General features: G+C 67.4%; 12 protein-coding genes. All 12 read left to right on the top strand.

Going from position 1 to position 12,718, the window contains the following annotated elements; all coding sequences use genetic code 11:
* Positions 1–39: 39 nt before the first annotated feature.
* The gene (locus ACFIMZ_RS10915; RefSeq protein ID WP_431819533.1) at positions 40–1,068 is read left to right on the top strand and encodes a helix-turn-helix domain-containing protein; all 1,029 of its coding nucleotides are present in this window, start codon (positions 40–42) and stop codon (positions 1,066–1,068) included.
* Positions 1,069–1,180: 112 nt separating this feature from the next.
* Positions 1,181–2,485 carry a flavodoxin-dependent (E)-4-hydroxy-3-methylbut-2-enyl-diphosphate synthase gene (gene ispG, locus ACFIMZ_RS10910; RefSeq protein WP_431819532.1) on the top strand — a complete coding sequence of 435 codons (1,305 nt, stop codon included), beginning with the start codon at positions 1,181–1,183 and terminating at the stop codon, positions 2,483–2,485.
* Between the two features lie 15 nt (positions 2,486–2,500).
* Positions 2,501–3,841, top strand: a complete 1,341-nt coding sequence (gene hisS, locus ACFIMZ_RS10905; RefSeq protein ID WP_431819531.1) for a histidine--tRNA ligase — start codon at positions 2,501–2,503, stop codon at positions 3,839–3,841.
* 55 nt (positions 3,842–3,896) lie between these two features.
* Positions 3,897–4,526: a tetratricopeptide repeat protein gene (locus ACFIMZ_RS10900; protein WP_431819530.1), complete on the top strand. Its 630-nt coding sequence runs from the start codon at positions 3,897–3,899 to the stop codon at positions 4,524–4,526.
* Positions 4,527–4,567: 41 nt separating this feature from the next.
* Complete coding sequence (bamB, locus tag ACFIMZ_RS10895) at positions 4,568–5,713, top strand: outer membrane protein assembly factor BamB (protein ID WP_431819529.1); 1,146 nt, start codon at positions 4,568–4,570, stop codon at positions 5,711–5,713.
* Positions 5,714–5,954: 241 nt separating this feature from the next.
* Entirely contained in the window at positions 5,955–7,292 is a 1,338-nt protein-coding gene (gene der, locus ACFIMZ_RS10890) for a ribosome biogenesis GTPase Der (RefSeq protein ID WP_431819528.1), read from the top strand.
* Between the two features lie 142 nt (positions 7,293–7,434).
* Positions 7,435–7,674 (top strand): RNA chaperone Hfq, encoded by a 240-nt coding sequence (gene hfq / locus ACFIMZ_RS10885; protein WP_006399927.1) that lies wholly within the window; start codon positions 7,435–7,437, stop codon positions 7,672–7,674.
* A gap of 72 nt (positions 7,675–7,746) precedes the next feature.
* The gene (gene hflX, locus ACFIMZ_RS10880) at positions 7,747–8,910 is read left to right on the top strand and encodes a GTPase HflX (RefSeq protein WP_431822479.1); all 1,164 of its coding nucleotides are present in this window, start codon (positions 7,747–7,749) and stop codon (positions 8,908–8,910) included.
* A 47-nt stretch (positions 8,911–8,957) separates the two neighbouring features.
* Complete coding sequence (gene hflK, locus ACFIMZ_RS10875) at positions 8,958–10,298, top strand: FtsH protease activity modulator HflK (protein ID WP_431819527.1); 1,341 nt, start codon at positions 8,958–8,960, stop codon at positions 10,296–10,298.
* Between the two features lie 14 nt (positions 10,299–10,312).
* Positions 10,313–11,212: a protease modulator HflC gene (hflC, locus tag ACFIMZ_RS10870; protein ID WP_431819526.1), complete on the top strand. Its 900-nt coding sequence runs from the start codon at positions 10,313–10,315 to the stop codon at positions 11,210–11,212.
* 36 nt (positions 11,213–11,248) lie between these two features.
* A complete protein-coding gene (locus tag ACFIMZ_RS10865; RefSeq protein WP_010092260.1) occupies positions 11,249–11,440 on the top strand; it encodes a DUF2065 domain-containing protein in 192 nt (63 codons plus the stop codon).
* 96 nt (positions 11,441–11,536) lie between these two features.
* Positions 11,537–12,685, top strand: coding sequence for an ATP phosphoribosyltransferase regulatory subunit (locus tag ACFIMZ_RS10860; RefSeq protein WP_059618057.1), 1,149 nt, complete (start codon positions 11,537–11,539; stop codon positions 12,683–12,685).
* The last annotated feature ends 33 nt before the right edge of the window (positions 12,686–12,718 follow it).

Here is a 12,718-nt window from a genome sequence, read left to right as displayed (position 1 = left end):
TGCGCTCGCCAGTGAAGAAGAATCGACGCGAGGACAAGGATGAGTGAGCCGCAGCCGTCAAACGGCGCAGAGACGAATGCCGCGAAGCCGGCAACGGCTGGACTGGAATCGCTGATGGCCGTCGGGGGACGGCTGGCGCAGCTTCGGGAGGCGAAGGGCTGGACGGTCGACGACGTGTCGGCGCGGCTCAAGGTTGCGCCGCAGAAGCTGCGGGCGCTCGAGTCGGGTGATATCAGCCATCTGCCCGGAGTGACGTTCGCGATCGGAGTCGTGCGCAGCTACGCAAAGATGCTTGGCGTCGATCCGGAACCGTTTGCGCAGGCGCTGCGCCGCGAGCGCGGCGAGCCGGAGGTGGATCTGTCGATGCCCGCGTCGTCGGGGACGGACCTGCCGCGCGGCCGCGTGTCGATTCCGCTCGGCGGCTCGTCGCGTCATCGGCCGTGGCTGTGGGGAACGGCGGCGGCGGCCGTCGCGCTGATCGCGGCGGCGATGTGGCACACTGGCGGCGATTCGTCGAACTGGCTCGCGCGTTTCAAGAGCGGCGCGGTGCAGGGCGGCGCGTCCGCCGCATCGGCGTCGGTAGCATCGGCGGCGACCGCCGAAGCGGCGAGCGCGGGCGGCGCGTCGGTCTCGACCGCAGTCGAGGCGTCGGCGCCGGCAGTGGCGTCGCAGGTGGTCGCATCGGCAGTCGCGCCGCAAGTCATGGCTTCCGCCGTGCCGGCCGCAGCCGAGCCGGTGTCGCAGCCCGCGGCGGCTGCGCCGGCGGCCAGCGCCGTCGTGGCGGCCGCGGCCCAGCCGGCGAGCGTCGTGGTCGCGGCCGGCCAGTCGATGGTCGAGCTGAAGGTCAAGCAGGATAGCTGGTTCAGCGTGCGCGACAAGAGCGGCAAGGAGCTGTTCTCGGGGCTGGTGCGCGGCGGCGACGCGAAGCAGGTCGCGGGCGACGGCCCGTTCAAGGTCACGATCGGCAACAAGGCGGGCCTCGACGCGATCGCGTTCGACGGCAAACCGGTCGATCCGGCAAAATATTCGGCAGCGCGGGGTAACGTGGCGCGGTTCACGTTGCCCTGACGGCAAGCGCCGTGGCGAAGGTCTGTGATGAGTGTCGACAGACCCTGAAGGCACGGCGCTTTTTCAATTCATGCGCCGCGTCGCGGCGCATTCGGCGTAAATGGATCTATCGATGCAATCCGAAGCTCAATCCCCACGCAGCAGTCAGATTTGTTCAACCGAGCCGGTGTTCGGCGGGCATGCGCCGCGCCGCGTATCGCATGCGGTGAATGTCCGCTGGGGCGGAACGCTGGTGACGATCGGCGGTGATTCGCCGGTGCGCGTGCAGTCGATGACGAATACCGACACCGCGGACGCGATCGGCACGGCCATCCAGATCAAGGAACTCGCGAACGCGGGCTCCGAACTCGTGCGCATCACGGTCAACACGCCCGAGGCGGCGGCGGCCGTGCCGGCAATCCGCGAGCAGCTCGACCGGATGGGCGTGACGGTGCCGCTCGTCGGCGACTTCCATTACAACGGCCACCTGCTGCTGCGCGACCATCCGGGCTGCGCGGAGGCGCTGTCGAAGTACCGGATCAACCCCGGCAACGTCGGCCAGGGCGCGAAGCGCGACACGCAGTTCGCGCAGATGATCGAGGCGGCGATCAAGTACGACAAGCCGGTGCGGATCGGCGTGAACTGGGGCAGCCTCGACCAGGACCTGCTTGCGCGCATGATGGACGAGAACGGCGCGCGCGCGCAGCCGTGGGATGCGCAGAGCGTGATGTACGAAGCGCTGATCCAGTCCGCGATCGGCTCGGCGGAGCGCGCGGTCGAACTGGGCCTCGGCCGTGACCGCATCGTGCTGTCGTGCAAGGTCAGCGGCGTGCAGGACCTGATCGCCGTCTACCGCGAGCTCGCGCGCCGCTGCGGCTTCGCGCTGCACCTCGGGCTGACCGAGGCGGGCATGGGCTCGAAGGGCATCGTCGCGTCGACGGCGGCGCTTGGCGTGCTGCTGCAGGAAGGGATCGGCGACACGATCCGCATCTCGCTGACGCCGGAGCCGGGCGCATCGCGCACCGGCGAAGTGGTGGTCGGCCAGGAGATCCTGCAGACGATGGGCCTGCGTTCGTTCGCGCCGATGGTGATCGCGTGCCCGGGCTGCGGCCGCACGACGAGCACGCTGTTCCAGGAACTTGCGATGCAGATCCAGACCTACCTGCGCGAGCAGATGCCGGCCTGGCGCAAGGAGTATCCGGGCGTCGAGACGATGAACGTCGCGGTGATGGGCTGCATCGTCAACGGCCCGGGCGAATCGAAGCACGCGAACATCGGCATCAGCCTGCCGGGTTCGGGCGAGAACCCGGCCGCGCCCGTCTTCATCGACGGCGAGAAGGTCAGGACGCTGCGCGGCGAGCGCATCGCCGAGGAATTCCAGCAGATCGTCAGCGACTACGTCGAACGCAACTACGGCCGCGCGGCGGCCCAGAACTAATTCGTAACAGACACGATGACTGAACAGAAACGCAAGATCGAGAAGCTCGCCGGCGTCAAGGGCATGAACGACATCCTCCCGCAGGATGCCGGCCTTTGGGAGTTCTTCGAAGCCACCGTGAAGTCGCTGCTGCGCGCTTACGGCTACCAGAACATCCGCACGCCGATCGTCGAGCACACGCAGCTCTTCACGCGCGGCATCGGTGAAGTCACGGACATCGTCGAGAAGGAGATGTACAGCTTCACCGACGCGCTGAACGGCGAGCACCTGACGATGCGTCCGGAGAACACCGCCGCCGTCGTGCGCGCGGCGATCGAGCACAACATGCTGTACGACGGCCCGAAGCGCCTGTGGTACATCGGCCCGATGTTCCGTCACGAGCGTCCGCAGCGCGGCCGCTATCGCCAGTTCCACCAGGTCGGCGTCGAAGCCCTCGGCTTCGCGGGCCCGGATGCGGACGCGGAAATCATCATGATGTGCCAGCGCCTGTGGGACGACCTCGGCCTGACCGGCATCAAGCTCGAGATCAACTCGCTGGGCCTCGCGGAAGAGCGCGCGGCGCACCGCGTCGAGCTGATCAAGTATCTCGAGCAGCACGTCGACGCGCTCGACGCCGATGCGCAGCGCCGCCTGTATACGAACCCGCTGCGCGTGCTCGACACGAAGAACCCGGCGCTGCAGGAGATCGTACAGAACGCGCCGAAGCTGATCGATTTCCTCGGCGACCACTCGCGCGCGCACTTCGAAGGGCTGCAGCGCCTGCTGAAGGCGAACAACATTCCGTTCACGATCAACCCGCGTCTCGTGCGCGGCCTCGACTACTACAACCTGACCGTGTTCGAGTGGGTCACCGACAAGCTTGGCGCGCAGGGCACGGTCGCGGCCGGCGGCCGCTATGATCCGCTGATCGAGCAGCTCGGCGGCAAGCCGACCGCCGCGTGCGGCTGGGCGATGGGTGTCGAGCGCATTCTCGAGTTGCTGAAGGAAGAGCAGCTCGTGCCCGAGCAGGACGGTGTCGACGTGTACGTCGTGCACCAGGGCGAGGCGGCGCGCGAGCAGGCGTTCATCGCCGCCGAGCGTCTGCGCGACACGGGCCTCGACGTGATCTTCCACTGCAGCGCCGACGGCGCGCCGGCGAGCTTCAAGTCGCAGATGAAGCGCGCCGATGCGAGCGGCGCCGCGTTCGCGGTGATCTTCGGCGAAGAAGAGATCGCGAACGGCACGGCGGGCGTGAAAGCGCTGCGCGGCACGGGCGAGGAAGGGGAAAAGAACGCTCAGCAGACCGTACCGGTCGAAAGCTTGACCGAATTCCTAATCAATGCGATGGTTGCATCCGCCGAAGACGGCGACGACTGATCGCGCTGGCATTCGCTCGACAAGAAAGGCCTGAACAGGAAGGAATCGCTCGCCGATGAGTTACCACGACGAACAAGAATCGATTGAAAGCCTCAAGGCGTGGTGGGCCCGCTGGGGCAACCTCACCACGTGGATCGTCCTCGCGGCGCTCGTTGTCGCGGCCGGCTTCAACGGCTGGAATTTCTGGCAGCGTCGCCAGGCCGCGCAGGCATCCGGGCTGTACGAGCAGGTGCAGAAGGCCGCCGCGTCGAACGACAAGGCGACGATGGCCCGCGCTGCCGCCGACATGGAAGACAAGTACAGCGGCACCCCGTATGCGCAGATGACGGCGCTTGCGGCCGCGAAGGTGCTGTACGCGGCGGGCGACGCCGCGGGCGCGAAGACGCAGCTGCAGTGGGCGGTCGATCACGCGAAGGACGACGAGTACAAGCAGATCGCGAAGCTGCGCCTCGCGTCGCTGCTGCTCGACGAGAAGGCGTACGACGCGGGGCTCGCGCTGCTGTCCGGTACGCCGATCGATGCATTCAAGGGCCTCGTGGCCGATCGCCGCGGCGATTTGCTCGCCGCGCAAGGCAAGGCGGACGATGCGCGCGCCGCGTACAGGCTCGCGCTCGACGGCCTGCCGAAGGAAGACATGTCAGCGCGCCAGCTCGTGCAGTTCAAGCTGGACGCGCTGGGCAGCTGAGCCACGGCTCCCTCAACCTCTTAACTTTGCTTCGCTAACCGATGAATTTGCTGAAACGTTACGCTGTGCCCGTTGCCTGCGCGGCGGCCGTCCTGGCACTGGGGGCCTGCTCGTCGACGAAGGACGCGCGTCGCGTGCCGACGCCGCTGACCGAGTTCAAATCCGCCCTCGACGTGCAACAGGTCTGGTCGTCGAGCGTCGGCAAGGGCGGTCGCTACCTGTTCTCGCCGGTGGCGGTGGGTGACGCGGTCTTCGCGGCCGGCGAAAACGGCTCGGTCGAGAAGATCGATGCAAAGACCGGTCAGCGAATCTGGCGCACCAAGCTCGACTCGGACCTGTCGGCGGGCGTCGGCAGCGACGGCAACCTGACCGCGGTCGGCGCGCTGAAGGGCGGCGTGTTCGTGCTCGGCCAGGACGGCAAGCTGCTGTGGAAGGCGAGCGTGCAGGGCGAGATTTTCTCGCCGCCGCTCGTCGGCAACGGCCTCGTGATCGTCCGCACGATCGACGGCCAGGTGATCGCGTTCTCCGCGCAAACCGGCGAACAGAAGTGGAACTACCGCAACCGCGCGGTGCCGCTGAACCTGCGCGTGTCGGCTGGCATGACGTTCGCGGGCGACGCCGCGGTGCTCGCGGGCTTCCCGGGCGGCGGCCTCGTCGCGATCAACCTGCAGACGGGCGAACCGTACTGGCAGACGCCGGTGTCGTTTCCGAAAGGCGTGACGGAAGTCGAGCGGATCAACGACGTCAGCGGTCCGCCGACGCTCGTCGGCGCGCAAGCCTGCGCAGTGACGTTCCAGGGGCAGCTCGGCTGCTTCGATGCGAACTCGGGCCGCCCGGTGTGGGAGAAGGCGTTCTCGAGCCGCAGCGGCATCGCGCAGGACGACTCGGTGGTCGCGGGCGGCGACGACTGGTCGGTCGTCACCGCGTACGACGCGGCGAGCGGCAACGAGCTGTGGCGCAACACCAAGCTGAAGAGCCGCGACGTCAGCGTGCCGTACCTGCTTGGCCATGCAGTCGTGATGGGCGACTACAAGGGTTACGTGCATTTCCTGTCGCGCGAAGACGGCACGTTCATCGCACGGATGAAGACCGACGGCAGCCCGATCACGGCGGCGCCGGTCCTCGCGGGCAACACGCTCGTCGTGCAGACGAACGACGGCGGGCTGTACGGCTTCCGTCCGCGCTGACGCGACGGCGCGCGGGCGCCCGCGGCGGTTCGCCGCACGGTGCGCCGCGCATCACATGAAGGCGGCCGGGTGCTCCCGGCCGTTCGGTATTTGGAAGGCAGTACGAGACGAAAGATGGACGGCGCGCGTCGCGCGCCGGGCGCGCGCATCCGACGCGGCGCGAATTCGTGATATTTTCATTCAGCGCAGCCGCCCGCAGCAGCGGGCCTCCCGCTGCTGCGCCTCACCGTAGACAACACAGATGAAACCGGTCATTGCCCTTGTTGGGCGCCCCAATGTGGGGAAATCCACGCTGTTCAACCGGCTCACGCGTTCGCGCGATGCGCTGGTAGCCGACTTGCCGGGCCTGACGCGCGATCGCCACTATGGCGAAGGGCGGGTCGGCGAGCGGCCGTACCTCGTCGTCGACACGGGCGGCTTCGAGCCGGTCGCGAAGGACGGCATCCTGCACGAGATGGCGCGCCAGACGCGGCAGGCGGTCGAGGAGGCCGACGTCGTCGTGTTCATCGTCGACGGCCGCAACGGGCTCGCGCCGCAGGACAAGTCGATCGCCGACTACCTGCGCAAGACCGGCCGGCCGATCTTCCTCGTCGTCAACAAGTCCGAGGGGATGAAGTACACGGCCGTCGCGGCGGACTTCTACGAGCTCGGGCTTGGCGATCCGCGCGCGATCTCGGCCGCGCACGGCGACGGCGTGACCGAGATGATCAACGAGGCGCTCGGGGTCGCTTACGCGGGTCAGCCGGAAGAGGAAGACGAGGACAAGGCGTCGCGCGGGACCAAGATCGCGATCGTCGGCCGGCCGAACGTCGGCAAGTCGACCCTCGTCAACACGCTGATCGGCGAGGATCGCGTGATCGCGTTCGACATGCCCGGCACGACGCGCGATTCGATCTACGTCGATTTCGAGCGCAACGGCAAGCCTTATACGCTGATCGACACGGCCGGCCTGCGCCGCCGCGGCAAGGTGTTCGAAGCGATCGAGAAATTCTCGGTCGTGAAAACGCTGCAGTCGATTGCCGATGCGAATGTCGTCATTCTTCTGCTGGATGCACGCCAGGACATTTCAGACCAGGACGCGCACATCGCCGGGTTCGTCGTTGAGCAAGGGCGCGCGCTGGTGGTCGGCGTGAACAAGTGGGACGGTCTCGACCCGCACGTGCGCGAGCGCACGAAAGCGGATTTGACCCGCAAGCTGAAATTCCTCGAGTTCGCGAAATTCCACTTCATTTCCGCAGCGGAAAAGACCGGCATCGGCCCGCTGATGCGCTCGGTCGACGACGCGTACGGCGCGGCGATGGCGAAGCTGCCGACGCCGAAGCTCACGCGCGCGCTGATCGAGGCGGTCGAGTTCCAGCAGCCGCGTCGTCGCGGCCCGGTGCGCCCGAAACTGCGCTACGCGCACCAGGGCGGCCAGAATCCGCCGGTCATCGTGATCCACGGCAATGCGCTCGATGCGGTGACCGACACCTACAAGCGCTACCTGGAGAACCGTTTCCGCGAAACTTTCTCCCTGACCGGGACTCCATTGCGCATAGAGTTCCGTTCGTCGCACAACCCGTACGCGGACAAGAGCTGAACGCACGTCCCGCAAGGGGTAGGCCGCATGGCCTAGGCCCGGGCGGGGCACGCAAAATCGGCTATAGTGTAGCGATTGGCGCCGGATCTCTTTTTCTTCGTCGCCAATCCAGATCAACCTGCAAAACAAGATGGAGTACGCCATGAGCAACAAAGGGCAATTGTTACAAGACCCGTTTTTGAACGCACTGCGCAAGGAGCACGTTCCCGTTTCGATTTATCTCGTCAACGGCATCAAGCTCCAAGGGAACATCGAATCGTTCGACCAGTACGTCGTGTTGCTCCGTAATACGGTGACCCAGATGGTCTACAAGCATGCCATCTCGACGGTCGTTCCGGCGCGCCCGGTGAACTTCCACCCGGACGCGGAAGCCTCGTCCTAACCTATCGCAGCGGCCGGCATCCGGTCGCCGCGTGCGACCGATGCCAGCCGCCAAATCTTGACACCTGACAATTTGATCAACGCAGCGCTCGTCGGCATCGATTTCGGCAAGACCGATTTCGAGGCCAGTCTCGAAGAACTCAGTCTTCTCGCATCCAGCGCGGGTGCGCATCCCGCCGTCACCCTGACCGGCCGCCGTGCCAGCCCCGATGCCGCGATGTTCGTCGGCAGCGGCAAGGCCGAAGAGCTGCGGCTCGCCTGCGAAGCCAACGACGTCGACATCGTCATCTTCAATCACGCATTGGCGCCGGCCCAGCAGCGCAATCTGGAGCGCGCGCTTAACAGGCGGGTCGTCGACCGCACGAGTCTCATCCTCGACATCTTCGCGCAGCGCGCGCGCAGCCACGAAGGCAAGCTGCAGGTCGAGCTCGCTCAACTGCAATACCTGTCGACCCGGCTGATCCGCGCGTGGACCCACCTCGAGCGGCAAAAGGGGGGTATCGGCCTGCGCGGCCCCGGCGAAACCCAGCTCGAAACCGACCGCCGGCTGATCGGCGAGCGCATCAAGATGCTGAAGTCGCGCCTCGACCGGCTGCGCCGCCAGCACAGCACGCAGCGTCGCCAGCGGGCGCGCAGCGGCACGATGTCGGTCTCGCTCGTCGGCTACACGAACGCAGGCAAGTCGACGCTGTTCAATGCGTTGACGAAAGCGCAGGCGTACGCGGCCGACCAGCTGTTCGCGACGCTCGACACGACGTCTCGGCGCGTGTATCTCGGTGACGAGATCGGCCAGATCGTGGTGTCGGACACGGTCGGGTTCATACGCGAGCTGCCGCACCAGCTGGTGGCGGCGTTCCGCGCGACGCTCGAGGAAACGATCCACGCGGATCTGCTGCTGCATGTCGTCGATGCGTCGAGCGCGGTGCGGCTCGAGCAGATCGAGCAGGTCAATGGTGTGCTGCACGAGATCGGCGCGGACACGATCCGGCAGGTCCTGGTATTCAACAAGATCGACGCCGTGCCTGAGCTGGCGGCCCGCGGCAACGCGGTCGAGCGGGACGAGTATGGTAATATTTCGCGCGTCTTTTTGAGCGCGCGCACCGGTCAAGGGCTGGACGCGCTGCGCGCCGCCATCGCCGAAATCGCCTCTGCGGAACACCTTGACGGCGCGATGCCGCTCGACGGCGCGCCCGCGGAATCACACGAAGACCATACGCTTTCCGAACACGGGCGCTAGCCGGTCCCGGCCGGTTTGCCGGCGTCTAATCTGGTGAACAAACTCTGGTGAACGAATACAACGAGCGGAGTAACGGGCGGCGGAAGCACGCCTTGCTGTCGATCAACGATCCCCGCTGGGGACGTGGCGAAGGCAATGGCGGGACGCAGCCCCGCGCGAACGAATCGAAGCGCCCGCCAGGCGGTGACGGTGAAGGCCCGCCCGATCTCGACGAAATGTGGCGCAACTTCAACCGGCGCCTGAGCGGCCTGTTCGGCGGCAAGGGTGGCAACGGGTTCCGTCCGGATAACGGCCGGGCCGCGCGAGTCGGCGTCGGCATCGTGATCGGCGTGCTGGTCGCGGTCTATGCCGGCAGCGGCCTGTTCGTCGTGCCGGAAGGCCAGACGGGCGTCGTGCTGCAGATGGGCCGGCTCACCGGCACCGTCGAGCCGGGCGTGCACTGGCGCGCGCCGTATCCGTTCGCATCGCACGAGATCGTCGACACGTCGCAGAGCCGCTCGGTCGAGGTCGGCCGCAACAACGTCGTGCGTCTCGCGAACGTGAAGGAATCCGCGATGCTGACGCGCGACGCCGACATCGTCGACGTGCGCTTCGCGGTGCAATACCGGATCCGTTCGGCGACCGATTACCTGTTCCGCAGCGTCGATCCGGAGCGCAGCGTCACGCAGGCCGCGCAGGCTGCAGTGCGCGCGATCGTCGGCACGCGCAGCGCGGCGGACATCCTCAATCAGGATCGCGATGCGTTGCGCCAGCAGGTGAGCGAAGCGATCCAGCACGATCTCGACCGCTATCACACGGGGCTCGAAGTCACGTCCGTGACGATGCAAAGCGTCGCGGCGCCCGAGCAGACGCAGGCTGCCTATGGCGAAGTGGCGAAGGCGCGCGACGAGCGCGAGGCCGCGAAGCGCGCCGCGCAGGCCTACGCGAGCGACCTGCTGCCGAAGGCGCAGGGCGATGCCGCGAAACTGATCGACGAGGCGAAGGTGTATGCGGATCGCGTCGTCGCGCAGGCCGAAGGCGACGCGGAGCGCTTCAAGCAGGTCTACGCGCAGTATTCGAAGGCGCCGGCCGTGATCCGCGAACGGATGTACCTGGAGACCATGCAGGAAATCTATTCGAATTCGACGAAGATCTTCGTCGGCAACAAGGGCGGCAACAACGTGCTGTATCTCCCGCTCGACAAGCTGGTCGAGCAGGGCCGGCAGAGTGCGGCGGGCGTCGCTGCGCCCGCCGGCGCATCGGCGGCTGAAGTCCCGGCGCCGGCCGCGGCATCGACGCCGTCGGCAAGCGTGCCTGCCAGTTCGGCTGCCGCACCGGTATCCGGCAGCGACGTGCTGCGATCGCGCGAAGCCTTTCGCAGCCGGTCGCGCGAAGACGATCTGAAGTAACGGGAGCGCGTGTCATGAATCGAATCATTGCGCTCGTCGTTGCAATCGTGATCGTTGCCTTCGCTGCGTCGTCGACCGTCCTGACCGTCGACCCGCGCCATGCGGCCGTGTTGTCGGGCCGTTCGGGCGCTGACCCTACGCTGGCCGGCCCCGGCGTGCATTTCAAGCTGCCGCCGCCGTTGCAGACGGCGACGCTGATCGATACCCGTCTGCAGTCGCTCGAATCGGCGGATCCGCTGCAGTTCTCGACTGCGGACAAGCATGACCTGCTCGTCGGCTACATGGTCAAGTATCGGATTGCCGATCCGATGAAGTATTTCACCGCGACGGGCGGCGAGCCGACCGCGGCCGCCGACCGCCTGGGCGTCGCGCTGAAGGGCGCGCTCGGCGACGCGATCGGCAAGCGCGAGCGCGACGACGTGATCGGCGGCCAGCGCGCGATCGCCGACGCCGCCCGTGGCGCGGTGCTGGCGACGGCGTCCGGGTTCGGCGTGGACGTGGTCGACGTGCAGCTCACGCGTGTCGACCTGCCGGCCGCGCAGACCGACGCTGCGTACCAGCGGATGATCGCCGCGCTGCGCGAGCAGGCTGCGCAGGTGCGTGCCGAAGGCGCGGCGGACGTCGAGCAGATCAAGGCCGACGCCGAGCGCGAGCAGCAGGCGGTGCTGGCGAATGCATACAAGTCGGCGCAGACGATCAAGGGCGAGGGCGACGCGAAGGCCGCGACGATCGCCGCCGACGCGTTTGGCCGCGATCCGCAGTTCTACCAGTTCTATGCGAGCCTGCAGGCGTATCGCAATACGTTCAAGCGCAACGACATCATCGTCGTCGACCCCGACAGCGAGTTCTTCCGCTTCATGCGCAGCCCGACGGGCGGCGCCGCACCGGCGGCGCCCGCTCCCCGCAAACACTGACCTTGGGGCGCCGCGTCATGCGGCGCCGTCGCTCGCATGGATCTGGCTGGCTCGTTGTTGCTCGCAGTTGCGCTGATGCTGATTATCGAGGGCGCATTTCCCTTCGTGTTTCCGTCCGCATGGCGGGACACGTTTCGTAGAATAGCGGAGCGGCCGCCGCATCATATCCGGATCGGCGGGCTGATCGTGATGGCGCTCGGGCTCGCACTGCTGCTGCTCGCCACCTGACCCGGACGGCGCACCCGCCGTCTGCCTGAACCCGATTCCGATTCACACCGCGGTGCGCGTGTCGCGCGTCGCGTTTCCCGTCGTAGGACCGTACCGATGTCGACCTGGTTACTTCCCGAGAATATCGCCGACGTGCTGCCGTCGGAAGCGCGCAAGATCGAGGAGCTGCGCCGCAGGCTGCTCGACCGCTTCCGTTCGTACGGCTACGAAATGGTGATGCCGCCGCTGCTCGAATATCTCGAGTCGCTGCTGACGAGCGGCGGCAACGATCTGCGCCTGCGCACCTTCAAGCTGGTCGACCAGCTGTCGGGGCGCACGCTCGGCCTGCGCGCGGACATTACGCCGCAGGTCGCGCGCATCGACGCGCACCTGCTGAACCGTCAGGGCGTGACGCGCCTTTGCTATGCGGGCCACGTGATGCACACGCGTCCGCGCGGTCTGCACGCCACCCGCGAGCAGATCCAGATCGGCGCCGAAATCTACGGTCACGCCGGGCTGGAAGCCGATCTCGAGATCCAGCAGCTGATGCTCGACGCGCTGCATCTCGCGGGCCTGTCGCGCATCCGGCTCGACCTGTGCCACGCGGGCGTGCTCGCGGCGCTGCTCGCGCGCGACGCGCAGGCGGCCGAACGCGGCGAGGCGTTGTACGACGCGCTGTCGGGCAAGGACGTGCCGCTGCTGAACGAGCTGACCGATGATCTTGGCGCCGACACGCGCGCCGCGCTGCGCGCGCTGCCGCATCTGTACGGCGATGCGAGCGTGCTCGACGAGGCGCGCGCGCGGCTGCCCGCGCTGCCGGAGATCACGCGGGCACTCGACGATCTCGCGCAGCTCGCGGCGCAGGCGAAGGGCGTCGAAGTCGCGATCGATCTCGCCGACCTGCGCGGCTACGCGTACCACAGCGGCGCGATGCTGACGGCCTACATCGATGGCGTGCCGAACGCGATCGCGCGCGGCGGCCGCTACGATCACGTCGGCCAGGCGTACGGCCGTGCCCGCCCGGCGACGGGCTTCTCGCTCGACCTGCGTGAGCTCGCGCGGATTTCGCCGGTCGAGGCGCGCGGCACCGCGATTCTCGCGCCGTGGGCGCAGGACGACGCGCTGCGCGCGGCCGTCGCGGCGCTGCGCGATGCAGGCGAGGTCGTGATCCAGGCGCTGCCGGGGCACGATCATGTGCTCGACGAGTTCGCCTGCGACCGCTCGCTCGTCGAGCGCAACGGCGCGTGGGTGGTCGAGCCCCGCTAAAAAGGCGTTCGCGGGCCGCGTTTTGGCGTGCCA

This window comes from Burkholderia sp. F1 (assembly GCF_050813845.1).
Lineage (GTDB): Bacteria > Pseudomonadota > Gammaproteobacteria > Burkholderiales > Burkholderiaceae > Burkholderia > Burkholderia ubonensis.
The sequence above is the reverse complement of the archived record's forward strand: the minus strand, read 5'-3'. Positions and strand labels throughout refer to the sequence as shown.

Coding starts and splice junctions, on each gene's coding strand:
- ispG (WP_431819532.1), top strand. CDS start 1,181: ATGCAATCCGAAGCTCAATCCCCACGCAGCAGTCAGATTTGTTCAACC.
- hfq (WP_006399927.1), top strand. CDS start 7,435: ATGAGCAACAAAGGGCAATTGTTACAAGACCCGTTTTTGAACGCACTG.
- bamB (WP_431819529.1), top strand. CDS start 4,568: ATGAATTTGCTGAAACGTTACGCTGTGCCCGTTGCCTGCGCGGCGGCC.
- ACFIMZ_RS10900 (WP_431819530.1), top strand. CDS start 3,897: ATGAGTTACCACGACGAACAAGAATCGATTGAAAGCCTCAAGGCGTGG.
- der (WP_431819528.1), top strand. CDS start 5,955: ATGAAACCGGTCATTGCCCTTGTTGGGCGCCCCAATGTGGGGAAATCC.
- hisS (WP_431819531.1), top strand. CDS start 2,501: ATGACTGAACAGAAACGCAAGATCGAGAAGCTCGCCGGCGTCAAGGGC.
- ACFIMZ_RS10865 (WP_010092260.1), top strand. CDS start 11,249: ATGGATCTGGCTGGCTCGTTGTTGCTCGCAGTTGCGCTGATGCTGATT.
- ACFIMZ_RS10860 (WP_059618057.1), top strand. CDS start 11,537: ATGTCGACCTGGTTACTTCCCGAGAATATCGCCGACGTGCTGCCGTCG.
- ACFIMZ_RS10915 (WP_431819533.1), top strand. CDS start 40: ATGAGTGAGCCGCAGCCGTCAAACGGCGCAGAGACGAATGCCGCGAAG.
- hflC (WP_431819526.1), top strand. CDS start 10,313: ATGAATCGAATCATTGCGCTCGTCGTTGCAATCGTGATCGTTGCCTTC.